This window comes from Streptomyces sp. WAC06614 (assembly GCF_003949795.1).
Lineage (GTDB): Bacteria > Actinomycetota > Actinomycetes > Streptomycetales > Streptomycetaceae > Streptomyces.
On the sequence record NZ_RPRY01000080.1, the window covers coordinates 1 to 26075 of the forward strand.

General features: G+C 72.0%; 27 protein-coding genes and 1 pseudogene. 16 read left to right on the top strand and 12 right to left on the bottom strand.

Translation table 11 applies throughout. The features are described from left to right. Positions 1 to 413: 413 nt before the first annotated feature. Positions 414 to 1883, top strand: coding sequence for a sensor histidine kinase (locus EF918_RS13665; protein ID WP_125645336.1), 1470 nt, complete (start codon positions 414 to 416; stop codon positions 1881 to 1883). Positions 1884 to 2049: 166 nt separating this feature from the next. On the opposite strand, the gene EF918_RS13670 is transcribed toward EF918_RS13665, so the two are convergent. Together EF918_RS13670 and EF918_RS13675 are read right to left on the bottom strand one after the other, a co-directional pair. After that, complete coding sequence (locus EF918_RS13670; protein WP_003953983.1) at positions 2050 to 2307, bottom strand: WhiB family transcriptional regulator; 258 nt, start codon at positions 2305 to 2307, stop codon at positions 2050 to 2052. 318 nt (positions 2308 to 2625) lie between these two features. After that, the gene (locus tag EF918_RS13675; RefSeq protein ID WP_125645288.1) at positions 2626 to 3594 is read right to left on the bottom strand and encodes a diacylglycerol kinase family protein; all 969 of its coding nucleotides are present in this window, start codon (positions 3592 to 3594) and stop codon (positions 2626 to 2628) included. A 70-nt stretch (positions 3595 to 3664) separates the two neighbouring features. Here EF918_RS13675 and EF918_RS13680 point away from each other — a divergent pair, with 70 nt between their 5' ends. Then, entirely contained in the window at positions 3665 to 4111 is a 447-nt protein-coding gene (locus tag EF918_RS13680; protein WP_125645290.1) for a hypothetical protein, read from the top strand. 5 nt (positions 4112 to 4116) lie between these two features. Here the strand turns inward: EF918_RS13680 and EF918_RS13685 are convergent, their stop codons facing one another. From EF918_RS13685 to EF918_RS13695, 3 genes are all read right to left on the bottom strand, one after another. Further along, the gene (locus tag EF918_RS13685) at positions 4117 to 5085 is read right to left on the bottom strand and encodes an RNA polymerase sigma factor SigF (protein WP_125645292.1); all 969 of its coding nucleotides are present in this window, start codon (positions 5083 to 5085) and stop codon (positions 4117 to 4119) included. A gap of 26 nt (positions 5086 to 5111) precedes the next feature. Continuing rightward, a complete protein-coding gene (locus EF918_RS13690) occupies positions 5112 to 5525 on the bottom strand; it encodes an anti-sigma regulatory factor (RefSeq protein ID WP_125645294.1) in 414 nt (137 codons plus the stop codon). Positions 5526 to 5732: 207 nt separating this feature from the next. Continuing rightward, a complete protein-coding gene (locus EF918_RS13695) occupies positions 5733 to 5993 on the bottom strand; it encodes a UBP-type zinc finger domain-containing protein (protein WP_125645296.1) in 261 nt (86 codons plus the stop codon). Between the two features lie 53 nt (positions 5994 to 6046). Here EF918_RS13695 and EF918_RS13700 point away from each other — a divergent pair, with 53 nt between their 5' ends. From EF918_RS13700 to EF918_RS13710, 3 genes are all read left to right on the top strand, one after another. Beyond that, complete coding sequence (locus EF918_RS13700) at positions 6047 to 7627, top strand: Na+/H+ antiporter (RefSeq protein WP_125645298.1); 1581 nt, start codon at positions 6047 to 6049, stop codon at positions 7625 to 7627. Between the two features lie 169 nt (positions 7628 to 7796). Further along, a complete protein-coding gene (locus EF918_RS13705; protein WP_125645300.1) occupies positions 7797 to 8384 on the top strand; it encodes an RNA polymerase sigma factor in 588 nt (195 codons plus the stop codon). Further along, positions 8374 to 8664, top strand: coding sequence for a hypothetical protein (locus EF918_RS13710; protein ID WP_125645302.1), 291 nt, complete (start codon positions 8374 to 8376; stop codon positions 8662 to 8664). The genes EF918_RS13705 and EF918_RS13710 overlap by 11 nt, the downstream gene beginning before the upstream one ends. A 61-nt stretch (positions 8665 to 8725) precedes the next feature. Here the strand turns inward: EF918_RS13710 and EF918_RS13715 are convergent, their stop codons facing one another. The 4 genes from EF918_RS13715 to EF918_RS13730 form a co-directional block, all read right to left on the bottom strand. Beyond that, positions 8726 to 9658: a 1-aminocyclopropane-1-carboxylate deaminase/D-cysteine desulfhydrase gene (locus EF918_RS13715; protein WP_125645306.1), complete on the bottom strand. Its 933-nt coding sequence runs from the start codon at positions 9656 to 9658 to the stop codon at positions 8726 to 8728. Positions 9659 to 9742: 84 nt separating this feature from the next. Beyond that, positions 9743 to 10333 carry an N-acetylmuramoyl-L-alanine amidase gene (locus tag EF918_RS13720; RefSeq protein WP_185921742.1) on the bottom strand — a complete coding sequence of 197 codons (591 nt, stop codon included), beginning with the start codon at positions 10331 to 10333 and terminating at the stop codon, positions 9743 to 9745. A gap of 140 nt (positions 10334 to 10473) precedes the next feature. Beyond that, positions 10474 to 11673, bottom strand: coding sequence for a globin domain-containing protein (locus EF918_RS13725; protein ID WP_125645308.1), 1200 nt, complete (start codon positions 11671 to 11673; stop codon positions 10474 to 10476). Positions 11674 to 11837: 164 nt separating this feature from the next. Then, positions 11838 to 12287: an Rrf2 family transcriptional regulator gene (locus tag EF918_RS13730; protein WP_125645310.1), complete on the bottom strand. Its 450-nt coding sequence runs from the start codon at positions 12285 to 12287 to the stop codon at positions 11838 to 11840. A gap of 210 nt (positions 12288 to 12497) precedes the next feature. Between EF918_RS13730 and EF918_RS13735 the strand changes: the two genes are divergently transcribed. From EF918_RS13735 to EF918_RS13750, 4 genes are all read left to right on the top strand, one after another. After that, the gene (locus EF918_RS13735) at positions 12498 to 13904 is read left to right on the top strand and encodes a family 2B encapsulin nanocompartment shell protein (protein ID WP_125645312.1); all 1407 of its coding nucleotides are present in this window, start codon (positions 12498 to 12500) and stop codon (positions 13902 to 13904) included. Continuing rightward, positions 13895 to 14932, top strand: a complete 1038-nt coding sequence (locus EF918_RS13740; RefSeq protein ID WP_260610167.1) for a family 2 encapsulin nanocompartment cargo protein polyprenyl transferase — start codon at positions 13895 to 13897, stop codon at positions 14930 to 14932. Before EF918_RS13735 ends, EF918_RS13740 begins: the two co-directional genes overlap by 10 nt. Before the next feature lie 137 nt (positions 14933 to 15069). Next, positions 15070 to 15663, top strand: coding sequence for a GNAT family N-acetyltransferase (locus tag EF918_RS13745; protein WP_125645314.1), 594 nt, complete (start codon positions 15070 to 15072; stop codon positions 15661 to 15663). A gap of 155 nt (positions 15664 to 15818) precedes the next feature. Beyond that, positions 15819 to 16016, top strand: coding sequence for a hypothetical protein (locus EF918_RS13750; protein WP_125645316.1), 198 nt, complete (start codon positions 15819 to 15821; stop codon positions 16014 to 16016). 33 nt (positions 16017 to 16049) lie between these two features. On the opposite strand, the gene snpA is transcribed toward EF918_RS13750, so the two are convergent. Further along, positions 16050 to 16691: a snapalysin gene (snpA, locus tag EF918_RS13755; protein ID WP_125645318.1), complete on the bottom strand. Its 642-nt coding sequence runs from the start codon at positions 16689 to 16691 to the stop codon at positions 16050 to 16052. Positions 16692 to 16895: 204 nt separating this feature from the next. Here snpA and EF918_RS13760 point away from each other — a divergent pair, with 204 nt between their 5' ends. The 4 genes and pseudogenes from EF918_RS13760 to EF918_RS38145 all read left to right on the top strand — a co-directional run. Continuing rightward, positions 16896 to 17831, top strand: coding sequence for a LysR family transcriptional regulator (locus EF918_RS13760; RefSeq protein ID WP_125645320.1), 936 nt, complete (start codon positions 16896 to 16898; stop codon positions 17829 to 17831). Positions 17832 to 18021: 190 nt separating this feature from the next. Then, positions 18022 to 18954, top strand: coding sequence for a DUF4097 family beta strand repeat-containing protein (locus EF918_RS13765; RefSeq protein WP_125645322.1), 933 nt, complete (start codon positions 18022 to 18024; stop codon positions 18952 to 18954). Position 18955: 1 nt separating this feature from the next. Further along, complete coding sequence (locus EF918_RS13770) at positions 18956 to 19966, top strand: PadR family transcriptional regulator (protein WP_125645324.1); 1011 nt, start codon at positions 18956 to 18958, stop codon at positions 19964 to 19966. An 86-nt stretch (positions 19967 to 20052) separates the two neighbouring features. After that, positions 20053 to 20154 (top strand): annotated as a pseudogene (locus EF918_RS38145) (HAD family hydrolase); the annotation flags it as partial. Positions 20155 to 20343: 189 nt separating this feature from the next. Here the strand turns inward: EF918_RS38145 and EF918_RS13780 are convergent. Both EF918_RS13780 and EF918_RS13785 read right to left on the bottom strand, forming a co-directional pair. Next, the gene (locus EF918_RS13780; protein WP_125645326.1) at positions 20344 to 21306 is read right to left on the bottom strand and encodes a zinc-binding dehydrogenase; all 963 of its coding nucleotides are present in this window, start codon (positions 21304 to 21306) and stop codon (positions 20344 to 20346) included. Between the two features lie 234 nt (positions 21307 to 21540). Beyond that, entirely contained in the window at positions 21541 to 22746 is a 1206-nt protein-coding gene (locus tag EF918_RS13785; protein WP_125645328.1) for an NADP-dependent malic enzyme, read from the bottom strand. Between the two features lie 535 nt (positions 22747 to 23281). Between EF918_RS13785 and EF918_RS13790 the strand changes: the two genes are divergently transcribed. From EF918_RS13790 to EF918_RS13800, 3 genes are read left to right on the top strand one after another with little or no spacing between them, the layout of a single operon-like run. Continuing rightward, complete coding sequence (locus tag EF918_RS13790) at positions 23282 to 24232, top strand: ABC transporter substrate-binding protein (RefSeq protein ID WP_125645330.1); 951 nt, start codon at positions 23282 to 23284, stop codon at positions 24230 to 24232. A 41-nt stretch (positions 24233 to 24273) separates the two neighbouring features. Beyond that, a complete protein-coding gene (locus EF918_RS13795) occupies positions 24274 to 25221 on the top strand; it encodes an amino acid ABC transporter permease (RefSeq protein WP_125645332.1) in 948 nt (315 codons plus the stop codon). After that, complete coding sequence (locus tag EF918_RS13800) at positions 25218 to 25994, top strand: amino acid ABC transporter ATP-binding protein (protein ID WP_125645334.1); 777 nt, start codon at positions 25218 to 25220, stop codon at positions 25992 to 25994. Before EF918_RS13795 ends, EF918_RS13800 begins: the two co-directional genes overlap by 4 nt. Positions 25995 to 26075 lie beyond the last annotated feature (81 nt).

Genomic DNA, 26075 nt, shown 5'->3' on the forward strand with positions numbered 1-26075 from the left:
CAGGAGGGCAGCGGCGGGGGCACGTCTCGTCGCGCGACCCCCTTCCTCTGGGCCACGGTGCCGGGACGGGACCCTCAACCCGTCCGGCACCGCGACCCGGAGTACTTCGGCCGGCGGGTGTGCGGTCCCGGCGGCCGGCGGGAGGGGCCTGCGCGGTCAGGGCAGAGCGCGCGGCTCCCTCGTCCGCCCTCCTGTGCGGGGAGGGCGGAAGTCTCGTACCGACCAGTCTTGCATCCCTCGGCATTTTTGGTCGTACGGTTATTCTGGACTAGACCAATTGGTTCTGTCCATCCAAGCGCGGGTACGTCTCACCCGTGGCTTCCTCCAACAGTACGCGGCCGAGGGTACTGATGGGTATTCCCGGGAGGAAAGTCGTCGCCCGTGGCCGGGGTACCCTCGCACACGTGCCCTCCATGAACGACCTCGTACGCCAGCACACCGCTCTCAGTGACACCGACCTGGAGTGGTTGCACATGCTGGTGTCGGAGTGGCAGCTGCTCTCCGACCTCTCCTTCGCGGACCTCGTGCTGTGGGTGCCCACCCTCGACGGCACCCGGTACGTCTCGGTCGCCCAGATGCGGCCCAACACCGGCCCCACCTCGTACCAGGACGACATGGTCGGCCACCTGGTGCCGCGCGGCCGGCGGCCGCTGCTCGACGCGGCCCTGGACGAGGGCCGGATCGTGCGCGAGGGCGATCCGGAGTGGCGCGAGGAGGTGCCGGTGCGGGTCGAGTCGATCCCCGTACGGCGCGAGGGGCGGGTGCTCGGGGTGATCGCCCGCAACACCAACCTGCTCACCGTCCGCACCCCGAGCCGGCTGGAGCTCACCTACCTCCAGTCCGCCTCCGACCTGGCCCAGATGATCGCGGCGGGCGCCTTCCCCTTCCCCGGCCAGCAGGTCGACATGGACGCCTCCCCGCGCGTCGGTGACGGGCTGATCCGGCTCGACGCCGACGGGGTCGTGACGTACGCGTCGCCGAACGCCCTGTCCGCCTACCACCGCCTCGGCCTCGCCTCCGACCTGGTGGGCCAGCACCTGGGCACCATCACCGCCGACCTGGCGCCCAGCCGCGGCCCGGTGGACGAGGCCCTGGTCAAGCTCGCCAGCGGCTGGGCCCCGCGGGAGACCGAGGTCGAGGGCAACGGTGGGGTCATCCAGTTGCGCGCGATCCCGCTCAAGCCCAAGGGGACCCGCATCGGTTCACTGGTGCTCTGCCGTGACGTCACCGAACTGCGGCGCCGCGAACGCGAGTTGATCACCAAGGACGCCACGATCCGGGAGATCCACCACCGGGTGAAGAACAACCTCCAGACGGTGGCCGCCCTGCTGCGCCTCCAGGCCCGCCGGATGGACTCCGACCAGGGGCGCGAGGCGCTCAACGAGGCCGTCCGCAGGGTGGGTTCGATCGCGATCGTCCACGAGACGCTGTCCCAGAACCTGGACGAGCGGGTGGAGTTCGACGACATCGCCGACCGGGTCATCGCGATGGTCGCCGAGATCTCCCCGGGCAAGGTGGACTGCCGGCGCCTGGGCCGGTTCGGCATCCTGGACGCCGAGGTGGCCACGCCCCTGTCGATGGTGCTGACCGAGATCCTGCAGAACGCCCTGGAGCACGCGTTCGCCCCGGGGGAGCGGGGCACGGTGGAGGTGTCGGCGGCGCGCAGCGGCACCCGGCGCGACGACACCCGGCTGCTGATCACCATCGTGGACGACGGCCGCGGACTGCCCGAGGGCTTCGACCCGCAGCGGGCCGGCAACCTGGGCCTGCAGATCGTCCGCACGCTGGTGGTGGGGGAGCTGGGCGGCACCTTCGACATGGTGGCCGGGGAGTCCGGCGGAACGAAGGTCGTCCTCGACGTCCCGGCCAGCCCGCTCAAGTGACCGACCGCCGCCGTCGGCGGTCACACAGAGTGGTCAAGGGGCTCGGGCGCCGGCCCGCAACAGCACTGAGCCCCGGACCGAAGGGTGATCGGCCCGGGGCTCAAGAGCACGTTGCTGAGCGCTGAGGGGGTGCTACGCGCTGCGTTCGAGGCGGTGCAAGTCGATGTCAGGCGCTGGCGTTGCGCGCCCGGTTGCGAGCGGCGCGGCGCTTCATGGCGCGGCGCTCGTCCTCGCTGAGGCCGCCCCAGACGCCGGAGTCCTGGCCGGACTCGAGCGCCCACTGCAGGCACTGCTCCATGACGGGGCAGCGGCGGCAGACGGCCTTGGCTTCCTCGATCTGCAGCAGCGCAGGACCGGTGTTGCCGATGGGGAAGAAGAGCTCGGGGTCTTCCTCGCGGCAAACGGCGTTGTGACGCCAGTCCATGGCTGCTCCATCTCCTTGTATTGCGGGCAGGTTGCTTGTGAATGTGAACGCTTTCACGAATCCCTTCACGAGGGAAGGGCCGACGCCCAGGTGGGCCCTGGTGCGGTCCGATTCGTGGAAGGGGTTCTGGCGGTCATGGGTGCCGGGTTCTGCGGGCTGTCCCGATCGCCACATAGAGATTCGCAAACCTCGGACGGGGATACAACCCCTTCCGGAAAGTTTTTTTTGATTCTTCGGTGTCGAGTAGGTCACAGCCGTACTTCGTGGGGGTGGGGCGGCGCCTAAACGTTCGACTGAAAGGACTTTAGGCTCTTCCACTCACACAATCACACGCAGTGCACGGCGAACGCCTGTGAACTGAACGCTGGTGCGCAGACCGAGGTGGTCTCCGTCCATCTGGAACGGAAGAGGAACCTTCGAATGCAAGGTGAAGTCCGTCAGATCGTGCAGGGACACCGCATGCTTGCCGTGCGGACCGCGCTCAGGAGTCGAGGTCAGGAGCTGTGTCGCGTAGCGCGCGGCAGCCGGAGTTGACAAACGGCTGAGCGCCAGCACGTCAAGTGCGGTGTCGAAAGAGGCCTCCGGGGAGGCGTACAGCGGGCGGTTCCCGAGATACGTCCAAGGTGACGTGTTGCACACTATCGAAAGCACAAGATCGTGGACGGGTTCTGCGCCAGGTCGTTCCAGCGTGACCGTTCCGTGCCGCCGATTGGGCTCCTCCAGGAACTGGCGTACGAGCTGGCGCACGTACAGCGCGTGCGTGGAACGCTTCCCCTTTTCCCGCTGCTGCTCGACCCGGCCGACCACGCCCGCGTCGAAGCCGAAGCCCGCGCAGAAGGTGAACCAGCGTGCCGGGACCGCCTCGTCCTCCGAGCCGGGGACGCCGGCCGCCAGGCCCAGCCCCACCGTCCGCTCGCGGCGCTCGCGCAGCGCGTCCAGCAGGGCGCCGGTCGCCTCGACCGCGTCGTTGGGCAGCCCCAGGGCGCGCGCGAAGACATTGGTGGAACCGCCGGGCACCACGGCCAGCCGGGGCAGCCGGTCCGGATCGGGCCCCTCGTGCAGGAGGCCGTTGACGACCTCGTTGACCGTGCCGTCGCCGCCCAGCGCCACGACCAGCTCGATGTCGTCACTCTCCGCGGCCTTGCGGCCCAGGTCCCGCGCGTGCCCGCGGTACTCGGTGGTGACCGCCTCCAGCTTCATCTCGCTGGCCAGGGCGTGGATCAGGACGTCGCGCGTGCGCGCACTGGTGGTGGTCGCTGCTGGGTTGGCCACGAGGAGTGCACGCATGAACGCCAGCCTACCTACCCCGCCCGACCGCTCCCGCCGCCGCCCGGGCGGCCGGGGCTACCCTGCTGGGGTGACGAAGAAGCAGCGCACCGAGACCCCCGCCGAGCCCGCCCCGTCCAGCACGTCCGCGGCCCTGCCCCGGCGGCTGACCGGCGCCGCCGTGCTCACCGCCCTGGAGGGCCTCGCGCTGGCCGGGCTCGGGATCTACATGCTCTACGTCGGTGTCGCCGGCCACCCGGACTCCCCGCAGCAGGCCGAGACCGGCGGCGTCACCCTGCTCGCGCTCGCCGCCCTGCCGCTGGTCGCCGCGCGCGGGCTGCGCCTGGGCCGCCGCTGGAGCCGCGGCCCGGCGCTGATCACCCAGCTCATGGCGCTGCCGGTGGCATGGACCCTGTGGACCACCGGCGGCGCCATGATCGCCGCCGCCGTCGCCCTGGCCCTGGCCGCCGTGGCGGTCGTGGCCCTGCTGGTGAACCCGACCGCGACCCGGGCCCTGGGGATCGGCCCGGCGGCGTAACGCCCCTACTCCTCGACCAGCAGCTTGTCCCGGAGCTGGGCCAGGGTGCGGGCCAGCAGGCGGGAGACGTGCATCTGGGAGATGCCGACCTCCTGCGCGATCTGCGACTGGGTCATGTTGCCGAAGAAGCGAAGCAGCAGGATCCGCTTCTCCCGCGGGGGCAGCCCCTCCAGCAGCGGCTTGAGCGACTCGCGGTACTCGACGCCCTCCAGCGCCTCGTCCTCCGCGCCCAGGGTGTCCGCGACCGCCGGCGACTCGTCGTCGGTGTCCGGCACGTCCAGGGAGAGCGTGCTGTAGGCGTTGGCCGACTCGAGCCCCTCCAGCACCTCCTCCTCGGAGATCCCCAGCCGCTCCGCCAGCTCGTGCACCGTGGGCGAGCGCCCGTGCTGCTGGGACAGCTCGGCCGTCGCCGTGGTCAGCGACAGCCGCAGCTCCTGGAGCCGCCGGGGCACCCGGACCGCCCAGCCCTTGTCCCGGAAGTGCCGCTTGATCTCGCCGACCACCGTCGGGGTGGCGTACGTCGAGAACTCGACCCCACGGTCCGGGTCGAACCGGTCGACCGACTTGATCAGGCCGATCGTGGCGACCTGGGTGAGGTCGTCCAGCGGCTCGCCCCGGTTGCGGAACCGCCGGGCCAGGTGCTCGACCAGCGGCAGGTGCATCCGGACCAGCTTGTTGCGCAGCTCGGCCCGCTCCGGCGAGCCCTCGGGCAGCGCCCGCAGCTCGACGAAGAGCGCCCGCGCACCACTGCGGTCGCGCGGGTCGCCCGCCCCCGTGGGTGGGGTGGGTGGTAGGTCGTGTCGGTCCTGCTGGTTGTCGCTCATAGGGCCCGCCCGTCGCTCCGCCGAGTCCGAAAAGCCGTCTTCCGCATCCGTGTCGGCCGGGTGCGGCCGGGCGGGCTGAACCGGAATGCCGCCGTCGACCTCGTGCCGTACCCGGGGCCGGCCCCGGACGTCGTCCGGGGGTACCCCCATGCCCCGCACCGGGGTGTCCCCGCCGCTCACGCCGGTCCGGGTCCCGCGCCGCGCTGTTTGTAGAGGCTGATGCTGACCGTACGGTCCTCCTCCACATGGGAGTCGACCTTGCCGGCCAGCGCCGACAGGACCGTCCACGCGAACGTGTCACGCTCCGGGGCCCTGCCGTCGGTGGTCGGTGCCGAGACGGTCACCTCCAGCGAATCGTCCACCAGCCGGAACACACAGCTGAGGACGGAGCCGGGAACGGCCTGCTGCAGCAGGATCGCGCACGCCTCGTCCACCGCGATGCGCAGGTCCTCGATCTCGTCGAGGGTGAAGTCCAACCGGGCCGCGAGTCCGGCGGTGGCCGTTCGCAGCACCGACAGGTAGGCACCCGCGGCCGGCAGCCGGACTTCGACGAAGTCCTGGGTCCCGGGCTCGCCTGCGATCTGGGACACCCTCACCTCCAAGGTGGTACGAGCTCTGTTCGCCGGTGACGCTATCGCGATCCGGGCGATCGTGTCGCGGCACCCCATGAGACAGCCCCGCCCCACGGCCAGTGACTGATGGTAAGCCCATGGGTACGCACAGTGGCTAGGGGTCTGCGGGCCCAAATCAGGGGAACCGGCGGAGGGTTGAACTACCCCGCCGCGCGCGATCGAACCTCAGACGATCGAGGCATCGACAAAACACCAGCGCCAGGTCTCCCCGGGCTCGAAACTCCGCATCATCGGATGGCCGGTGTCGTGGTAGTGGGCCGTGGCGTGCCGGTGCGGCGAGGAGTCGCAGCAGCCCACGTACCCGCACCACAGGCACATCCGCAGCTGCACCGGATGGCTGCCCAGCTCCTGACATTCCGGGCAGGTCAGGGCACGCGGGACAGGTTCGGGGCGCGGCAGTTCGGGAACATGCGTGCACTCGCTCATGATGGCCAGCGTACGCAGTCAGGGCGCGTCCGACGAGCAGAAATGGATCTTCGATGGAGGTATTGCCGCTGGTGGCCCTGGTGGCGGGGAGCGCCGCCGTGGCGGGCCTGGCCCGGCGCACGCCGGTCCCGGCCCCGCTGCTCCTCGTCGCCGTGGGGCTGATCGCCGCGTACGTGCCGGGGGTGCCCCCGTACGCGCTCGACCCGCACGTGGTGCTCCCGCTGCTGCTGCCGCCCCTCCTCTACACGGCCGCGGTGGACTCCTCGTACCTCGACCTGCGGGCGAACGTACGGCCGGTCGCGCTGCTGTCCGTCGGCTACGTGCTCTTCGCGACCGTGGTCGTCGGCTACGTGACCTACCTGCTCGTGCCGGGCCTGTCGCTGACGGTGGCGCTGGTGCTGGGCGCGGTGATCGCCCCGCCGGACGCCGTCGCCGCCACCGCCATCGCCCGCCGGCTCGGGCTGCCGCCGCGGATCACGACCATCCTCCAGGGGGAGTCCCTGGTCAACGACGCCACCGCGATCACCGCCTACAAGGTGGCGCTGGCGGCCGTGATCGGCGAGGGCGTCGGCTGGGCCGGCGGGGTCGCCGAGTTCCTGCTGGCCTCGGTCGGCGGCGTCGGCGTGGGCCTGGTGCTGATGGTGCCGATCCACCAGCTGCGCACCCGGCTGCGCGAACCCCTGCTGCAGAACACCCTCTCGCTGCTGATCCCGTTCGTCGCGTACGCGGTGGCCGAGCGGCTGCACGCCTCGGGCGTGCTGGCCGTCGTCGTCGTGGCCCTCTACCTGGGACACCGCAGCTGGCAGGTGGACTTCGCCACGCGGCTGCAGGAGGCGGCCGTGTGGAAGATGATCGCCTTCCTGCTGGAGTCGGTCGTCTTCGCCCTGATCGGCCTCCAGCTCCCGGTCGTGCTGCGCGGGCTGGACGAGTACGAGGGGCTGCACACGGTCTGGTACGCGGTGGCGGTGTTCCTGGTCGTGGTGGTCGCCCGGTACGTGTGGGTGTTCCCGGCGACCTTCGTGCCGCGGTGGCTGTCCGCACGGATCCGCGAGCGGGAGCCGGACACCAACTGGAAGTCGCCGGTGATCGTCGGCTGGGCCGGGATGCGCGGCGTGGTCTCGCTGGCCATCGCCTTCTCGATCCCCATGCAGGTGCCCCACCGCAACCTGATCCTGCTGCTCACCTTCTCCACCGTCATCGCCACCCTGGTGGTCCAGGGCCTGACCCTGCCCCCGCTGATCCGCGCCCTGAAGCTGCCCCCGCGGGACGTCCGGGCCGAGACCCTGGCCGAGGCCCAGGCCCAGAGCGAGGCCTCCCGGGCGGCCGAGGAGCGCCTGGCCGAACTCCTGGAGGACCCCGCCAACGCCCTGCCGCCCCCGCTGACGGACCGGCTGCGGGGCGTGCTGGAGCGGCGCCGCAACGCGGTGTGGGAACGGCTGGGCGAGGTCAACCCGGTCACCGGCGAGTCGGCGGACGACATCTACCGCCGGCTCGCCCGGGAGATGATCGAGGCCGAACGCGAGGTCTTCGTGACCCTGCGGGACCGCCGCCGCATCGACGACGAGATGCTCCGCGTCCTGCTGCGCCGCCTGGACCTGGAGGAGGCGGCGGCCTACCGGGAGGAGACCGCGTAGGCGAATCCTTTCGGGGCCGTCGTGCCTCTCATGGGGGTGCGGACGAGCCCGTCCGCCCGTCACCCCCTTCAGGAGGACCCCATGACCACCGTCGTCATCGCCGGCGCGGCCGCCGCGCTGCTGCTGTGCGCCTGCACCGTGACCCTGCTGCGCCGCCGGAGGCGGCAGCGTGGCTGACCGTACGTGGCCCGGTGCGACCCTGGTCGCCGCCGCGCAGCACGGCGACGTCGAGGCGCTCACCGCGCTGGTGCACGGCTCGTCCCCGCACGTGCAGCGGTTCGCGCACACCCTGTGCGCCAGCCCGCAGGACGCCGAGGACGCCGCCCAGGAGGCGCTGATCATCCTCTACCGGAAGATCGGCACGCTGCGGGCCTCCGGGGCGCTGGCGTCGTGGATGTTCCGGATCGTCCGCAACGAATGCCTGCGCCGCACCCGGGGCCTGCTCCACCGGGCACCGGCCGAGGGGCCGGGCGGGCCGGGCGGCGGGCCCGGCGACACCGCGCCCTCCGCCGAGGAGCGCGCCCTGCTGCGCCTGGAGGCCGAGCGCGTCGCGGCCGCCGTCGCCGCCCTGCCCGACGACCAGCGGCGGGTGCTGGTCATGCGGGACGTCCAGGGCCTGCCGGGCCGCACGGTCGCCGACCTGCTCGGGCTGAGCACGGCCGCGATGAAGTCCCGCCTGCACCGGGCCCGCGCGGCGCTGCGCGAGGCCCTGCACGAGGAACCGGCCGCCACGAGGGGGAGCCACGATGACACCTGACCCGACGCCGGTGACCGGCCCCACCCCGTCCGCCGTCCGTCCGCCGGCCTCCCTGCGGCGCCACCTGGCCCGCGGAGCCGTGGGGTTCGGCGCGCTCGCCGGATCCCTGGCCCTGCTGCCGGTCGCCGGCCCGGTGAGCCTGCTGCTCGCCCCGGCCGGCCTGATCGCCCTGCGCGGCTGTCCGATGTGCTGGGTGATGGGCCTCGTGGAGACCGTCTCGGCGGGCCGGCTGGAGCGGACCTGCAAGGACGGGAGGTGCGAGGTGAACCGCCGCGGCTAGCCGGCCGGCCTCGGGCGGCCGCGCCCGGGCGGCTTCGGCCGGGCGGCCGGGGCGGCTTCGGTCAGGCGGCCGGGGCCGGCTCCGGGTCCGGGCGGCCGGTGACCACGGCCGTGACGGTCGAGCCGGGGCGGAAGCGGCCGGCGGTCGTGAGGGAGGTGAGGGCGTGCAGCAGCTTGGCCACGTAGATCCGCTCGACGGGCACCTGGTGCCGCTGCTCGAAGTCCGCGGCGAAAGCCTCCAGCTCCGCCGGCACCCGGGCGTAGCCGCCCCAGGCGTGGCCCTCGGCGAGCTCCCAGTTGTCGAGGGGGGCGCCGAACGCGGCGCACTGGAGGGAACGTATCTCCGCCGCCAGGAAGCCGCCCTCCAGCACCGGTACGCCCAGCGCCCGCTGCCCGGCCGCCAGCCCGGCGGCGAGCCCGGCCAGCGTGCCCCCGGTGCCGCAGGCCACCGCCACCACGTCCGCCGTCCCGCGCAGTTCCCGCCCCAGCTCGGCGCAGCCGGTCAGGGCGGCGGCGTTGCTCCCGCCCTCGGGCACGACGTACGCGCCCTGCGCCCCGGCCTCGGCCAGCAGCCGGGCCAGCACGGCGGGTTCGGCCTTGCGCCGGTAGACCGAGCGGGGCACGAAGTGCAGCCGCATCCCGTCGGCCGCGCACCGCGCGAGCGAGGCGTTGAGCGGCCGCGAGGCCAACTCCTCCCCGCGCACCACCCCGACCGTGGGGATCCGCAGCAGCCGCCCCGCGGCGGCGGTGGCCCGCAGGTGGTTGGAGTAGGCCCCGCCGAAGGTCACCAGCTCCGCCGCCCCGCGGGCCGAGGCGATCCGCAGATTGGGCGCGAGCTTGCGCCATTTGTTCCCGGGCATTTGCGGGTGCACGAGGTCGTCCCGTTTGAGCACCAGCCGCACCCCGTACCGGGCGAACCGTTCGTCCCGTACCTCCTGGACGGGGGAGGGCGGGCGCGGCTGGAGCAGGAGGTCACGGTCGACGGGGTCGTTCACCCCTCCATTGTGGGGCGCCCCCGTCCGTCCCGGGGTGTCCGGAGACCGGCAGAGAACGGCCGATAATCGACCGTGCCGGACGTGTCACTCCAGCCGGTCGCGGATACGTTCGCGCAGCCAGGGCATCGTGAAGCCCCTCGGGTCGACCTTGCCGGGCTGCCACTCCCGGTGGCCGATCACCGAGCGGTGCGTCCAGTGGTGCACCCGGCACAGCGCGGCCGCCGCCCGGGCCATGGCGTCGAGCTGGACCGCCGGCCAGGGGTCCTTGCCGTCGCCGAGGTTCTCGCACTCGAAGCCGTAGAAGTGGCGGTTGCCGTCGGTGTCGGCCCGGTCGTCCGGGGGCAGGGGCCGCTCGGCGATGACGGCCGCGAGGACGTCGTGGTCGCCCAGCCCGGCGTGGTTGGCGCGGCCGTAGCCGACCAGGTGGACCCGGCCGTCCTTGGTGATCACGCCGTGGCACAGCGGACCGGGGAGCCCCTCGTAGCCCTCGCGGCAGATCCGTACGGTGCCCTCGCTGCCCCGGCTGGCGGTGTGGTGGATCATCACGCCGTGCACGGGCCCCCACGGCCCCTTGTGATTGCGGTTGTGGGTGCGCCAGGCGCCCACCTCGACGACGGTCAGCCCCTCGTCCCGCAGTGCCTCGATGAATCGGTCCGCGGACATGGGTGCGGCCATGGCCGCCTCCTTTGCGGTGCGCGACGTCCGCCTCACGCGGCCGCCTCGTACTCACCGTGTAGCGGAGCCGTTTCCTCCGGGCCAGCGCGTTCGTACGACGAGCGAGCCCATTCGGACAGTGACCGATCCGCTGCGCAACGTCACGACGTGCCGGCCAGCCACAGGTCCGGCCCGAACACCTCGTAGTGGATGTGCGCCGCCGGTACGCCCCGGGCGAGCAGCTGCTCGCGCACCGCCCGCATGAAGGGGAGCGGGCCGCACAGGTACGCGCGGGTGCCCGGGGCCAGCGGGACCGCCGTGAGGTCCACGAGGCCGGTGCGGTCCTCCTCCGAGGCGCCCTCCTCGTACCAGAACAGGGCCTCCGCGTCCGCCAGCTTCCGCGTCAGCGCCCGGTGCTCGCCGCGCAGCGCGTGGTCGGCGGGGGAGCGGTCCCCGTGGATCACCGTGACCGGCGCGCGGTGCCCCGTCCCGGCCAGGTGGTCCAGCATCGACAGCATCGGGGTGCAGCCGATCCCCGCCGAGGCCAGCAGCAGCGGTGCGGACGTGTCGGCGAGGACCAGGTCGCCGTACGGGGCCGAGACGCGCAGGGTGTCGCCGGGGCGGACCCGCTCGTGCAGGTGGTGGGAGACCTCGCCGTCGGGCCCGCCGCCGGCCGTGCCGTCCACCCGCTTGACGGTGATCGTCCGGACCGGGGAGCCGGGCGCGCAGGACAGGCTGTACTGGCGGATCTGGCGGGCGCCGTCGGCGAGTTCGACCTGGACGGAGACGTACTGCCCGGGCCGGAAGGCCGGGGCCGGGGCGCCGTCCGCCGGGACCAGCCGGAAGGTGGCGCAGTCGGCGGTCTCCTCGGTCCGGTCGAGCACCTGCCAGGTGCGCCAGACGTCGCCCGCGGCCACCTGCTGGGCGGCGTAGAGGCGCTCCTCGATCGTGATCAGGGCGTTCGCCATGAGCCAGTACACCTCGTCCCACGCCTCGGCCACCTCGGGCGTGACGGCGTCGCCGAGCACCTCCGCGACGGCCGCGAACAGGTGGCGGTGGACGATCGGGTACTGCGCGCGGGTGACGCCGAGGGAGGCGTGCTTGTGCGCGATGCGCTCCAGCATCACGTCGGGGCGGGTCCCGGGGTGCTCGACCAGGTACGTCGCGAAGGCCGCGACGGAACCGGCGAGGGCCTGCTTCTGCAGGCCGGCGGCCTGGTTGCCACGGTTGAACAGGTCGCGCAGCAGCTCCGGGTGGGCGGCGAAGAGCTTGCGGTAGAAGAGGTCGGTGATGTCACCGAGGGCGGCCCCGACGGCGGGCAGGGTGGCGCGGACGGTCGCGGTCGACTTCTCGGACAGCATCTGGGCTCCTTTAATTGGTATCTGAGATGAGTATTTTTGGGCGCGGGTGGTGGGGTGTGGGCGGCTGGGCAGCGGGCACGTGTGTGCGGGTGCCGGGAAATCCGGAGGGCGGGGGTGACCGGAACCAGCCATTCCGGGCGGTGGTCGGGGCCCCTTCGCGCCGGCTACCCCGTCGGCCTCCCCGGCCCGGTGCCGAGGCCCAGGAGCAGCGGCCCGGTCGGCGCCGCCACCAGCTCGTTCACGGTCAGCGGGTCCAGCGAGGCGAAGAAGGCCTCCTGGGCCCGGCGCAGTGCGCCGCGCAGGACGCAGGCCGAGCGCAGCGGGCACGGGGTGGCGCCCTCGCACTCCACGACGTCGCCGGCGCCCTCCAGTTCGCGGACCAGTCCGCCGATGGACGCCGCCCGCCCGGCGGAGGTGAGGGTGAGCCCGCCGCCACGGCCGCGCCGGGCCTCGACCAGGCCGAGGTGCTGGAGCCTGGCCACCACCTTGGCGGTGTGCGTGTACGGGACCTGCATGGTCTGCGCGACCTCGCGGGTGGTGGGCAGGTCCGTCTCCTCGACGGCCAGGCGCATCAGGACGCGCAGGGCCAGGTCGGTGAATCGGGTGAGCCGCATGGCGGCAGCGTACGGAAACTTGCATCTGCGGTGCAAGTTAGGCCGGATGGCCGAAACCCGTGCGCCGATCGGCGGCTTGCGGGGTGCAAGTGACCCCAGACAGTGCCCACGAACCGCCGGAGTAGTCCCACCCTTTTGTGTAATGGCCCCGTCACGTTGCGCCCTGCAAGGCTGCCACCGCAGATCCCATGGCTGTCGAAAGGGAATTCCATGTCGGTCCAGGCAGGTTCCGAACCCGAGGTCACCACGCCGCAGCGCAGTCTCGCGACCTCGGCCGCGCGGAACTTGGCAACCACCACCAAGTCCGCGCCCCAGATGCAGGAGATCACCTCCCGGTGGCTGCTGCGGATGCTCCCTTGGGTGTCGGTGCAGGGTGGCACGTACCGGGTGAACCGGCGGCTGAGCTACACGGTCGGCGACGGCCGCGTGACCTTCGTCAAGACCGGGGACCAGGTCCAGGTCATCCCCGCGGAGCTCGGCGAACTGCCGCTGCTGCGCGACTACGAGGACCTCGACGTGCTCACCGAGCTCGCCCAGCGCTGCTCGCAGATCGACTTCGCGGCCGGCCAGGAGCTCACCTCCTTCGGCAGCCCCGCCGACCAGGTCTTCCTGCTGGCCCACGGCCGCATCGACCAGATCGGCCCCGGCCCGTACGGCGACGACGCCGTGCTGCGCACCGTCGCCGACGGCGCGTACTTCGGCGAGGACATCCTCGCCGACGAGGAGGCCATCTGGGAGTACACCGCCCGCGCCGCCACCTCCGGCACCGCGCTGGTCCTCACCCGGCGGGACTTCCAGCTCCTCGCCGACCGCGTCGACTCCCTGCGCGCCCATGTGGAGCGGGCCCGGGCGCACGGCGACCGCAGCACCAACGCCTACGGCGAGGCCGCCATCGACCTCTCCGCCGGCCATGTCGGCGAGCCCGTGCTGCCCGGCACGTTCGTGGACTACGAGGCCAGCCCGCGCGAGTACGAACTCTCCATTGCACAAACGGTCCTGCGGGTGCACACCCGCGTCGCCGACCTCTACAACCAGCCGATGAACCAGACCGAGCAGCAGTTGCGGCTCACGGTCGAGGCGCTGCGCGAGCGCCAGGAACACGAGATGGTCAACAACCGTGAGTTCGGCCTGCTCCACAACGCGGACTACGACCAGCGCATCCAGCCGCACGACGGCGTCCCCAGCCCGGACGACTTCGACGCCCTGCTGAGCATGCGGCGCGACTCCAAGCTCTTCCTCGCCCATCCCAAGGCCATCGCCGCCTTCGGCCGCGAGTGCAACAAGCGCGGGCTCTACCCCGAGACCGTCGATGTCGCCGGCACCCGGGTCACGGCCTGGCGCGGGGTGCCGATCTTCCCGTGCGACAAGATCCCGATCAGCGACGCCCGCACCACCTCCATCCTCTGCATGCGCACCGGCGAGCAGGACCAGGGGGTGATCGGCCTGCACCAGCCGGGCCTGCCCGACGAGCTGGAGCCGAGCCTGTCCTGCCGCTTCATGGGCATCAACGAGCAGGCGATCATCTCCTACCTCGTCACCGCCTACTTCTCGGCCGCCGTCCTGGTCCCGGACGCGCTCGGCGTGCTGGAGAACGTGGAGATCGGCCGTTGGCGCTGAACGCCGTGGCGACCGGGGAGGGCCGGGAGGCCGCGGCCCTCCTCGACCACACCAGAGAAACGGTCCACCCGCAGCTGCGCCGCACCGTCGACCGCCTGCCCGGCCCGATGGGCCGGGTGGCGCGGTACCACTTCGGCTGGCAGAACGCCGACGGCAGCCCGGCCGAGGGCCTGGCGGGCAAGGCCATCCGCCCTGCCCTGGTGCTCGCCGCGGCCCGGGCGCTGGGCGGCCGGCCGGAGGACGCCCTGCCGGCCGCGGTCGCCGTGGAGCTGGCCCACAACTTCACGCTGCTCCACGACGACGTCATCGACGAGGACGTACGCCGGCGGGGCCGGGCCACCGCGTGGACGGTCTTCGGCATCCCCGACGCCATCATCACCGGGGACGCGATGATGTCCCTGGCCCAGCAGCTCCTGGCCGAGGACCCGCACCCGGCCTCGGCGGCCGCCTCCGCCCGGCTGTCGGCCTGCATCGTCGAGCTGTGCGCCGGACAGCAGGCCGACTGCGCCTTCGAGGAACGGCCGCAGGTCCCGCTCGACGAGTGCCTGACCATGGCCGTGGCCAAGACCGGGGCGCTGCTCGGGTGCGCGTGCGCGATGGGCGCCCTGTACGCCGGGGCCGGCCCGGACGAGGTCGACGCGATGGACGCCTTCGGGCGGGAGGCCGGGCTCGCCTTCCAGCTGATCGACGACCTGCTCGGCATCTGGGGCGACCCCGAGCACACCGGCAAGCCCGCCGGTGCCGACCTGATCGCCCGGAAGAAGTCCCTCCCCGTCGTGGCCGCCCTCACCTCGGGCACCGCGGCCGGCGAGGAACTCGCGGCCCTGTACGCCGGCCCCATGACCGGGGACGACGTACGCCGGGCGGCCGAGGCCGTGGACCGGGCCGGCGGCCGCGACTGGGCGCAGGCCCACGCCGCGGACCGGATGGGCCGGGCGGTGCAGCAGCTCGCCCGGGCGGTGCCGGACCTCGCCGCGGCGGGCGGCCTGCTGGCGCTGGCGGAGTTCGTGACGCGCCGGACGCGGTGACTCGGCGCGGGGGTGCCCGCCCGGGGACGCGCAAGGCCTGTTCCGGCACGTGACGTGCCGGAACAGGCCTTTCCGCATGTGCGGCCCAACTCTAGGATCGCCCAAGGTCGTTGACACATCTGCGAAGGGTGATTTCCGTGGGGCTGGAGATACGCACGGCGGGGCAGGCGGACCGGGACGCGGTGGCGGCCCTGCTGGACGAGACCTTCCAGGACGACCCGGTGAGCACCTGGGTCTTCCCCGACCCGGCCCACCGGCGCGCGGTGCACGGAAAGTTCCTCGGGGTCTTCGTCGACGTCGCCCTGGAGGAGGGCCGGATCGACTACGCCGCCGACGGCTCCGCGGCGGCCCTGTGGCTGCGGATCCCGGCCGGCGAGCCGGAGGGCGAGGACGAGGTGCCGGCCCGGATGCGCGCGGCCGCGGACCCGGACAACGAGCGCTGCGAGCTGGTCGGCCGGCTCACCGGCGAGGTCCACCCGACCGCGGAGGAGCACGAGTACCTGCTGATGATCGCGGTCCGGCCGGGCCGGCAGGGCGAGGGCCTCGGCACGGAGCTGATGCGGCCGGTGCTGGAGCGCTGCGACCGCGAGGGCGTGCCGGCGTACCTGGAGGCCAGCTCGGAGCGGAGCATGCGGCTGTACGAGCGGCTGGGCTGGGAGTTCACCGGCACCGCCGTGCAGCTCCCGGACGGGCCGCTGATGTGGCCCATGTGGCGCAAGCCGCGCGGCTGAGCCGCCACCCCGGGCGTCCGGCCGCCCCCTGGCTAGCTCCCTGGCGGCCCGCCCGCATCCCGGCCGTCCGCATCCCGGCCGCCTGCATCCCGGCCGCCTGCATCCCGGCCGCCTGCATCCCGGCCGTCCGGCCGGAACCGGCTTACCGTGGAGGTATGACCGGTCATGAACAGCACGACCACGGGACGACCGCGGCCCAGGCCGGGCGCGAGATCGCGCACTGCCCGGAATGCGGCCGCCCCGTGGAGACGGTGATCAAGCGGCGCAAGGCCCTCGGCGTCTTCGTGCCCGAGTGGGTCCCCGGTCCCTGCCGGAACCCGGACTGCCCCGCCCACGAGCCGTCGCAGGCCTGACCGTCACCGGACCGACGCCGGGACGGCCGGGCCTCAGTTCTGCGCGGCCAGACCGTTGCGCCAGAGCTGGTCCACCCGGGCCCGCTCCGTCGCGTTCGGCTGGGCGTTCTGGCAGGAGGTGCCGGGGCCGCCGCCCGACATCAGCTCGCTGCACGGACCGGAGTAGTGGTCGGGCAGCCCGAGCACGTGGCCCGTCTCGTGGGCCGTCACGCGGGTGGAGTTGTACTGCTGGTTCTGGCGGTAGTCCAGGAAGATGTAGCCCCGGCCGTGGCCGTCCGTGCTCGCGTACGAACCCCGCGAGTCGTTGCCCTCGTAGTACGAGAAGCTGCCGCCCGAGGACACCTCCTGGAGCTTGACGTTGGAGACCGAGCTGTTCCAGATCTGGGTGGAACGGGCTATCTGGGTACGGAAGCTGGGCGCGTTGCGGGTGTTGTAGGTGACGGTGACCGCGAGGGCGCCGGGAGTCTTGGCCCGCTCCTGGGCGACCGCGCGCTGCACGGCCTCGAAGAAGGCCTGGTTGTTGTCGGCGTTCTCCTGCGAGGACGCGTAGGCGGCGTACGTGACGGCGTTCCCGGCGGGGACGGGAGCGGCGCCCGCGACGGGTGCGATGCCCAGGGCGGCGGCGAGACCCAGGCCAAGTGCGCCGGCCAGTACGGCCGTTCGGGGATTGCGCATGGAAGATCCTGCTTTCCGGTGTGGGGGGTGGTGCGTTCCGGTACCGGAGTGTGCGGGAGCCGCCGGGCCCGCCGGATGATGCCAACGCCCGATAACGCCGGGCTATCAGAAGGTTTCGGGCGGCCGACGCTCAGGAGAATGGCGGGATTTGAGGGGATCTCGGTGGCTGGTGCGGCCCATCGGGGTCGAACTACCCTTCGGCCCATGGAGCTCGAAGTGCGGCATCTTCGCGCCCTGTGCGCCATCGCCGACGCCGGCAGTCTGCACAAGGCGGCGCGACAGCTCGGCGTGAGCCAGCCCTCGCTGACGACCCAGCTGCGCCGGATCGAACGCGCGCTGGAGGGGGAGCTGTTCCTGCGCGAGCGCACCGGCTGCCGCCCCACCCCCTTCGGCCGGACCGTCCTGGGCCGCGCCCGCCCGCTGCTCGCAGAGATGGACGCGCTGGTCGCCGAGGCCCGCGCCCAGGCCCGCGGGCCCCGGCTGCGCATCGGCTCGACGGCCAGCCCCGCCCTGCCGGGCTGGCTGCGCCGGCTGCACCGCCGGCTCCCCGACACCGAGACCACCCTGGTCGTGGACGTCTCCGCCAACGCACTGCTGCGGATGGTGGCGGCCGGGCAGCTCGACATGGCCTTCGTGCACGAGGTGGAGGGCTTCCCGTTACGGGTGCCCGAGGGCCTCCAGGTCCGGGTGCTGATGGAGCGCGAACCGCAGTTCGTCTCCATGTCCCCGGAGCATCCGGCGGCCCGTAACGACGTCGTCCACCTGCACGAACTGGCCGCCGACCGCTGGATGGTGGACCCGTCCGTCGACGGCGAGTGGGACGGCCTGCGCCGTGTCCTCGCGGACGCCGGACTCGACCCGCCGTTGCTCCACGCCGACTACCACACCGCCGCCACGCTCATCGTCTCCGGCGAGGCGGTCGCGCCCTACCAGCCGACGTCCGGCCCCCGCCCCGACATGGCGGTCCGCCCCCTGCACGGCGACCCCCTGGCCGTCCGGTTGCTGCTGGCCACCCGCCCCGGCGCCCACGCCGAGGCCTACGAGGACCTGCGCGAGGCCTACCGCGAGGCGGCCCTGCGGACCCCGGCCTATCGGGCCTGGCTGCGCCGGGTCGGCAGCCCGTTGCTGGAATCGGCCTGATTCCGCCGTACGGACCGCTGTCTTCCGGCACGGTCGCGGCGGCCGGAACCCATCGCTCCGCCCGGCTTTCCGATCTCGCGCTGTATCGCGACCGCACTTGACTTCGCGAATCCGCGATATATCGTGTCGTAGAGAGACGCGATAGGCAGATCGCGATATGTTGCGTGGCGAGGACCCAGGAGGATCAGCCATGGCAGAGCAGTCCGTGTGGTCGGTCGACAGCCCCCGGAAGCTGTCCTTCGAGGAACCGGTGGCCGAGCTGCGCATCCGGATCGTCGGCGGCACGGTCAACGTGGTCGCCTCCGAGGAAGGCCCGGCCCGCCTGGAGGTCACCGAGACCGACGGCCACCCGCTGCAGGTCGTCCAGGACGGCGACACCCTCACCGTCTCCTACGAGGACCTGCCCTGGAACGGCGCCCAGACCTTCAGCGGCTGGCTGGAGAGCAAGCCGTGGACCAAGTGGCGTTCGTACGGCGGCGGCCGCAAGGCCTGGGAGCGCAGCGCCGTCGTCACCGTCACCGTGCCGGCCGCCACCCGGGTGCAGCTCGCCACCGTCAGCGCCACCGCCTTCGTCTCCGGCATCACCGGCGACGCCCAGGTCGCCGGGGTCTCCGGCGACACCACCCTGGTGCGGCTGTCCGGCCGGATCAAGGCCCGCACCGTCTCCGGCAGCGTCGAGGCCCAGGCGGTCACCGGCGAGCTGGGCTTCCACTCCGTCTCCGGCGGCCTGACCGTCGTGGACGGCGCGGGCGTGAGCGTACGGGCCGACTCGGTCAGCGGCGACATGCTCCTCGACCTCGGCGCCGGCCTCGGACCGGCCCTCACCAAACCGGTCGACATCGCCCTGAACTCCGTCTCCGGAGAGGTCGCGATCCGGCTGCCGCAGCCCACGGACGCCCGGGTCGAGGCCAACACCGCCAGCGGCGGCATCTCCAACGCCTTCGAGGACCTGCGGGTCTCGGGGCAGATGGGCGCCAAGCGGATCACCGGCACCCTGGGCTCGGGCACGGGCACCCTGCGGGCCACCACCGTCTCCGGAGGCATCGCCCTGCTGCGCCGCCCCCACGACCCGGACGAGGCCGCCCCGCACGCGCTGGACCGCTCCGACAAGAAGGTGCTCTGACATGCCGCCCGTCTTCGCCCACGGCCGCCTCCGCCTGTACCTGCTCAAGCTGCTCGACGAGGCCCCCCGCCACGGCTACGAGGTGATCCGCCTCCTGGAGGAACGCTTCCAGGGCCTGTACGCGCCCTCGGCGGGCACGGTCTACCCGCGGCTGTCGAAGCTGGAGGCCGAGGGCCTGGTCACCCACGCCAGTGAGGGCGGGCGCAAGGTCTACTCGATCACCGACGCGGGCCGCGCCGAACTGGCCGACCGCAGCGGCGAGCTCGCCGACCTGGAGCTGGAGATCCGCGACTCGGTCTCGGAACTCGCCGCCGAGATCCGCGCCGACGTCAAGGGGGCGGCCGGCGACCTGCGCCGCGAGATGCGCGCGGCCGCCTCGGCCTCGCAGACGCACGTGGAGGGCGAGTCCTGGCAGGCGGCCAAGGAGGAACTGCGCCGCGCCAAGCAGGAGTGGAAGGAGCAGGCCCGCCGCGCCAAGGACGAGAGCCGCCGCGCCCGCGAGGAGGCCCAGACGGCCCGCCGCCAGGCGAAGGAGGCCCAGGACCGGGCCCGCGAGGAGGTCCAGCGCATGGCCCGCCACCTCCAGGACCAGTTCACGAAGTCCGGCATGACCGGCATGGCGGCAGGCCTGTCGGACATCACGGACCGCCTGGGCACCTGGCTGGGCACCCCGCCCCCGGCGCCTCCGACCGAGGCCGGCCGGGCGAACGCCACCACGGCCCCGCCGACCGCCGGCCAGGCCGGCCCCGCCGGCGGCCCGGTCCCCACCGAGGCCGGCTCGGCCCGTCCCGACAGCGCGACGGCAGGAGCACCGGTCCCCCCGTGGGCCACGGACCTGCCCCGCACGGCCGACCCGGCCCGCGACCTGGACCGCCTGCTGGACCGCTTCCGCGACGAGATCCGCGACACGGCCCGCGACCACGGCCTCTCGGCCCCCCAACTCACGGAGATCCACACCCACCTCTCCCGCACGATCACCGAGGTGACCCGCACCTTCCACCGCGGGAACTGACCCACCGCACGACGACGACGCCCCCCTCTCGCCCACGGCTGGGAGGGGGGCGTTTTCGAGCGTTCGGGCCGTAGGCCGGCCGGGGGATCCGTACCGTAGTGCTGGACGCGGGCGAGACCCTGACGCGTGACGACCGCTACGGGACCTCCTGGGCCGACCGGCTCGGTGTGCCGCGGCACACCCTGTCCGTCGGGACGTCACCGCGGACACCCTTGCCGCTGCCGCCCGGGCACGCCTGAAGCAGCCGGTGCGGGGTTTCGTCGTTCCCCGGCCGTAGTCGGGCGGGCCCTGCGCGCCGCGTCGGAACGCCGAAGCCCCTGCAACGCCCGGCACGGGCGTTGCAGGGGCTTCGGTGTGCGGCCGCGTGGCGGGGAGTGTCAGGGCGTCAGGACGACCTTGCCGAACAGGTCGCCCGACGCCAGTTTTGCGAAGCCCTCGCGGGCGCGGTCCAGGGGGAGGACCTCGTCGATGATCGGGCGCACGCCCGTGGTCTGGCAGAAGGACAGGAGGTCCTCCAGCTCGTCCTTGGTGCCCATCGTGGAGCCGACCACCTTCAGCTCCAGGAAGAAGATCCGGGTCAGTTCGGCGTGGGCCGGGCGGTCGCCGCTCGTCGCGCCGGAGATGACCAGCGTGCCGCCGGGGCGCAGCGACTTGATCGAGTGCGACCAGGTGGCCGCGCCGACCGTCTCGATCACCGCGTCCACCCGGTGCGGCAGCCGCGCCCCCGGCTCGAACGCGTCCACCGCGCCCAGCTCCACCGCCCGCTTGCGCTTGGCCTCGTCCCGGCTGGTGGCGAAGACCTTCAGGCCGGCGGCGCGCCCCAGCGCGATCGCGGCCGTCGCGACCCCGCCGCCCGCGCCCTGCACGAGCACCGAGTCACCCGGACGGACGCCGGCGTTGGTGAACAGCATCCGGTACGCCGTCAGCCACGCGGTCGGCAGGCAGGCGGCCTCCTCGAACGACAGCCCGGCCGGCTTGGGCAGCACGTTCCAGGCCGGTACGGTCACCTGCTCGGCGAACGTGCCCTGGTAGCGCTCGGTCAGGATCGAGCGGGGCTCGTCCGGGCCGACCCCGTGACCCGACTGGCCGATCACGGAGTGCAGGACGACCTCGTTGCCGTCCTGGTCGATCCCGGCGGCGTCGCAGCCGAGGATCATCGGGAGCTTGTCCTCACCGAGGCCGACCCCGCGCAGCGACCACAGGTCGTGATGGTTGAGGGAGGCGGCCTTGACGTTCACGGTCACCCAGCCGGGGCGCGCCTCGGGGGCCGGGCGCTCGCCCAGCTCAAGGCCGCTCAGCGGCTGGTCACGGTCGATTCGGGCGGCGTAGGCAGCGAACATGCGGCGACGCTACCGCTCGGTAGCAGTGCGTTCCAGAGCCCCGGGCCTTCGCGGGGGTGAGGTTTTCGTCGCATTGCCCTCCTTCCCCTCCCCAGGTGCCCCAGGCGCCCCAGGTGCTCCCCTCGGATCTCCCGCCGTACGAATGCACGAGAGGCACTCCACAGCCCCCGTCCAGCCCCCGGACAGCAGTCAGGCCCGGCCGGAGGGGTCCGGCCGGGCCTGGGTTGCAAGGTGTTACGGGCGGCGGGCCACGCCGTCCTCGCGGGCCGCTGCGGCGACCGCCGCGGTGACGGCCTCGGCCACGCGCTCGTCGAACGGCGACGGGATCACGTAGTCGGCGGCGAGCTCCTCGTCGGCGATGACGCCCGCGATGGCGTCGGCCGCGGCGATCTTCATGTTCTCGGTGATCCGGGAGGCGCGGACCTTCAGGGCGCCCGCGAAGATGCCCGGGAACGCGAGCACGTTGTTGATCTGGTTCGGGAAGTCCGACCGGCCGGTGGCCACGACCGCCGCGTACTTGTGCGCGACGTCCGGGTGGACCTCCGGGTTCGGGTTGGCCATGGCGAACACGAACGCGTTCTGCGCCATGGTGGCCACCGCCTCCTCGGCCACGGTGCCGCCGGAGACGCCGATGAACACGTCGGCGCCGGCCAGGGCCTGCTCCAGGGAGCCGGTGAGGCCGGTCCTGTTCGTCAGGCCCGCGATCTCGGCCTTGACGTCCGTCAGGTCCGTACGGTCGGCCGAGACGACGCCCTTGCGGTCGGTGACGCACACGTCGCCGATGCCCGCGTCGACCAGGATCTTGGCGATGGCGATGCCCGCCGCGCCGGAGCCCGAGATCACGGCGCGCAGGTCGCCGAGGGTGCGGCCGGTGAGCTTGGCGGCGTTGCGCAGGGCCGCCAGGGTGACGATCGCGGTGCCGTGCTGGTCGTCGTGGAAGATCGGGATGTCCACGCGCTCCTGCAGGCGCCGCTCGATCTCGAAGCAGCGGGGGGCGGAGATGTCCTCCAGGTTCACCCCGCCGAAGGACGGCGCGAGCCGCGCGACCGTGTCGATGATCTCGTCGGTGTCCTTGGTGGAGAGCGCGATCGGGACCGCGTCCACGCCACCGAACTGCTTGAACAGGATGGCCTTGCCCTCCATCACCGGGAGGGACGCCTCGGGTCCGATGTCACCGAGTCCGAGCACGGCGGTGCCGTCGGTGACGACGGCGACGACGTTGGACTTCCAGGTGTAGTCGTGGACCAGCTCCGGCTGCTCGGCGATGGCGCTGCAGACCTTCGCGACACCCGGCGTGTACGCCAGGGACAGGTCGTCCTTGTCCCGGACCGGGACGGTCGCCTGCACGGCCATCTTGCCGCCGCGGTGCAGCGCGAAGGCCGCGTCCGGGTTGTTCTCCGTCTCGCTGTCGCTGCGAGGGTTGACGATCTCCGCTGCCACTTCGTGTGACCCCTTAGGTCTTTGAATCATTGAGGGTTGCCGCCCCTGCTTAAGGAGCGGGCGGGCACCGCGTCCAGGCTCCGCTTCGACGGTTGGCCCGTCTCCGCGGAGGGAGGTCCGTACGCGCGGGCGCGCCGCACACGCGCCCTGAGCCCCGGATGAGGGGTGTAAGGATCTGTTCTACCCGAAGAACGCTCACCCAGACGAGTCGATTCCTGCTCGACCCTATGCCCCTTGTCCAGGTTTCGGCGAAAAGTCCAAGGGTGGGTGTCCAATAGTCGAGACGAAGCATGCACAGGGCGTAAAAACTGCTGCTGAAAGCCCTGGTCACAGCACAAACTTCGGCCCCAGCAGCACCATCCCGCAGGCATGTTGGGTACCCCGGCGGACCCGTTATCCGATTTTGACCTGACGAACTGCCTGAATGCGGCAGTCCGAATGGCAAGATGCGTCAACCACATCAGGTCGTGACACTCGAAGGTGCGTGCCCGACCTCTATCCGATGCCTTTCCACGCCTGTCGGAGGAACCAGCTCATGACCGCTAGCACCACCCGTCGTACGACCGCCGCCCGGTCCCGGATCGCCGCGGTCGGCGCGATCGCGGTCGCCGGTGCCCTGATCCTCACCGGCTGCGGCGACCAGACGGACAAGAGCTCCTCTTCCAGTGGGACCAAGGCCGACAGCAGCGCTCCGCTGTACTCCAAGCTGCCCAAGAAGATCCAGGACGCGGGCGTCGTCAAGGTCGGCACGGACGCCGCGTACGCCCCGATGGAATACACCGACGGAGGCAAGATCGTCGGTATCGACCCCGACATCGCCGCGGCGCTGGGCAAGCAGCTCGGCGTGAAGTTCGAGTTCACCTCGGGCACCTTCGACGGTCTGATCACCTCGCTGGAGACCGGCCGCCAGGACGCGATCATGTCGTCCATCACGGACAACAAGAAGCGCCAGGAGGGCCTGGACGACAAGGGCAACAAGATCGGCAAGGGCGTCGACTTCGTCGACTACTTCAGCTCCGGTCTGTCCCTGCTGGTCAAGAAGGGCAACCCCGAGGGCATCAAGTCCATGGACGACCTGTGCGGCAAGTCCGTGGCCGTCCAGCGCGGCACCACCTACGAGGACGCCTTCAAGGCCCAGGCCGAGAAGTGCGGCGACAAGAAGCTCACGATCCAGGCGTTCGACACCGACCAGGAGGCCCTGACCCGCGTGAAGGCGGGCGGCGCCGTGGCCGACCTGAACGACTACCCGGTGGCCGCCTACGCGGTGAAGACCTCCGGCGGCGGCAACGACTTCGAGATCGCGGGCCAGCAGAGCGACGTCGGCCTCTTCGGCATCGGCGTGAGCAAGGACAACACCCAGCTGCGCGACGCCATCAAGGAAGCCCTCGACGCCATCATCAAGGACGGCTCCTACGCCAAGGTCCTGGAGAAGTGGAACGTCAAGGACAGCGCCGTCACCGAGGCCAAGATCAACGCCGGCCAGTAGGTCCCGCGCGCCACTCAACGTTCCACTGAAGGGCAGTCATTGTGACTGACAAGATCGACAAGGGTCCGGCCGCCTCCCCGGCCGGGCCCGGCGCCTCGGGTACCCCGTACGAGGCGATCAAGGCCATCCCCGTCCGGCACTACGGCCGCTGGATCAGCGCCGTCGTCGTCGCCGCCCTCCTGGGCTGGCTCGTCTACGCCTTCTCCCAGGGCAAGGTCATCTGGAAGACGGTCGGCGACAAGCTGTTCGACCCCTCGGTCATCGAGGGCCTGGGCAACACCGTCCTGATCAGCATCACCTCGATGCTGCTGGGCCTGCTGCTCGGCATCCTCTTCGCGGTGATGCGCCTCTCGAAGAACCCGGTGACGAGCTTCGTGGCCTGGCTCTACATCTGGTTCTTCCGCGGCACCCCGGTGTACGTGCAGCTGCTGGTGTGGTTCAGCCTCCCGCTGATCTTCGAGTACATCAACCTCGGTCCGATCTACAAGAACGAGACCGTCGACGTCATGACCCCGTTCATGGTGGCCCTGCTGGGCCTCGGCCTGAACGAGGGCGCGTACATGGCGGAGATCGTCCGGGCCGGCATCCAGTCCGTCGACGAGGGCCAGACCGAGGCCTCGCACGCCCTGGGCATGACCCAGCTGCAGACCATGCGCCGCGTGGTGCTGCCGCAGGCCATGCGGGTGATCATCCCGCCGACGGGCAACGAGTTCATCAACATGCTCAAGACCTCGTCGCTGGTCTCCGCGGTCCAGTTCACCGAGCTCCTGCGGGCCTCGTCGAACATCGGCAACACCGCCGGCGCCATCATCGAGATGTACTTCGTGGCCTCCATCTGGTACCTGGCGCTCACCAGCGTCTTCAGCGTCGGCCAGTACTACCTGGAGCGCCGCTACGCCCGTGGCTCCACGCGCAGCCTGCCCCCGACGCCGTTCCAGCGCCTGAAGGCCAACCTGAACATGTTCCGCCGTACGGAGGTCGCGCGATGACCGCCAAGACCGCTCAGCCCATGGTCAAGGCCGAAGGCGTCCACAAGTCCTACGGCGCCGCCCACATCCTGCGCGGCATCGACCTCGAGGTCGCCCCGCGCGAGGTCTTCTGCCTGGTCGGCCCGTCCGGCTCCGGCAAGTCCACCTTCCTGCGCTGCATCAACCACCTGGAGCGCATCAACGCCGGCCGCCTGTCGGTCGACGGCCGGCTGGTGGGCTACAAGCAGAAGGGCGACAAGCTCTACGAGCTGAAGGACAGCGAGGTCGCGGCCCAGCGCCGGGACATCGGCATGGTCTTCCAGCGCTTCAACCTCTTCCCCCACATGACGGCCATCGAGAACGTCATGGAAGCCCCGGTCATGGTCAAGGGCGAGTCCAAGGCGGTGGCGCGCGAGCGCGCCGTCCGGCTGCTCGACCGGGTGGGCCTGGGCGACAAGGGCGGGAACTACCCCTCCCAGCTCTCCGGCGGCCAGCAGCAGCGCGTGGCGATCGCCCGCGCGCTGGCCATGGAGCCCAAGCTGATGCTCTTCGACGAGCCCACCTCGGCGCTCGACCCGGAGCTGGTGGGTGACGTGCTGGACGTCATGCGGGACCTGGCCGAATCGGGCATGACGATGATCGTCGTCACCCACGAGATGGGCTTCGCCCGCGAGGTCGGCGACAACCTCGTCTTCATGGACGGCGGCGTGGTCGTCGAGTCGGGCAACCCGCGCGACGTGCTGACCAACCCGCAGCACGACCGGACGAAGGCGTTCCTGTCCAAGGTGCTGTAGGCGCCGAGGACCGGCGGAGGGGCGGTACGGGATCTCCTGGATCCCGTACCGCCCCTCCGGCACGTCCGGTCGGCCGTCCCC

Coding starts and splice junctions, on each gene's coding strand:
- EF918_RS13665 (WP_125645336.1), top strand. CDS start 414: ATGAACGACCTCGTACGCCAGCACACCGCTCTCAGTGACACCGACCTG.
- EF918_RS13670 (WP_003953983.1), bottom strand. CDS start 2,307: ATGGACTGGCGTCACAACGCCGTTTGCCGCGAGGAAGACCCCGAGCTC.
- EF918_RS13675 (WP_125645288.1), bottom strand. CDS start 3,594: ATGCGTGCACTCCTCGTGGCCAACCCAGCAGCGACCACCACCAGTGCG.
- EF918_RS13685 (WP_125645292.1), bottom strand. CDS start 5,085: ATGGGGGTACCCCCGGACGACGTCCGGGGCCGGCCCCGGGTACGGCAC.
- EF918_RS13695 (WP_125645296.1), bottom strand. CDS start 5,993: ATGAGCGAGTGCACGCATGTTCCCGAACTGCCGCGCCCCGAACCTGTC.
- EF918_RS13700 (WP_125645298.1), top strand. CDS start 6,047: ATGGAGGTATTGCCGCTGGTGGCCCTGGTGGCGGGGAGCGCCGCCGTG.
- EF918_RS13710 (WP_125645302.1), top strand. CDS start 8,374: ATGACACCTGACCCGACGCCGGTGACCGGCCCCACCCCGTCCGCCGTC.
- EF918_RS13720 (WP_185921742.1), bottom strand. CDS start 10,333: ATGGCCGCACCCATGTCCGCGGACCGATTCATCGAGGCACTGCGGGAC.
- EF918_RS13725 (WP_125645308.1), bottom strand. CDS start 11,673: ATGCTGTCCGAGAAGTCGACCGCGACCGTCCGCGCCACCCTGCCCGCC.
- EF918_RS13730 (WP_125645310.1), bottom strand. CDS start 12,287: ATGCGGCTCACCCGATTCACCGACCTGGCCCTGCGCGTCCTGATGCGC.
- EF918_RS13735 (WP_125645312.1), top strand. CDS start 12,498: ATGTCGGTCCAGGCAGGTTCCGAACCCGAGGTCACCACGCCGCAGCGC.
- EF918_RS13750 (WP_125645316.1), top strand. CDS start 15,819: ATGACCGGTCATGAACAGCACGACCACGGGACGACCGCGGCCCAGGCC.
- snpA (WP_125645318.1), bottom strand. CDS start 16,691: ATGCGCAATCCCCGAACGGCCGTACTGGCCGGCGCACTTGGCCTGGGT.
- EF918_RS13760 (WP_125645320.1), top strand. CDS start 16,896: ATGGAGCTCGAAGTGCGGCATCTTCGCGCCCTGTGCGCCATCGCCGAC.
- EF918_RS13765 (WP_125645322.1), top strand. CDS start 18,022: ATGGCAGAGCAGTCCGTGTGGTCGGTCGACAGCCCCCGGAAGCTGTCC.
- EF918_RS13770 (WP_125645324.1), top strand. CDS start 18,956: ATGCCGCCCGTCTTCGCCCACGGCCGCCTCCGCCTGTACCTGCTCAAG.
- EF918_RS13780 (WP_125645326.1), bottom strand. CDS start 21,306: ATGTTCGCTGCCTACGCCGCCCGAATCGACCGTGACCAGCCGCTGAGC.
- EF918_RS13790 (WP_125645330.1), top strand. CDS start 23,282: ATGACCGCTAGCACCACCCGTCGTACGACCGCCGCCCGGTCCCGGATC.
- EF918_RS13800 (WP_125645334.1), top strand. CDS start 25,218: ATGACCGCCAAGACCGCTCAGCCCATGGTCAAGGCCGAAGGCGTCCAC.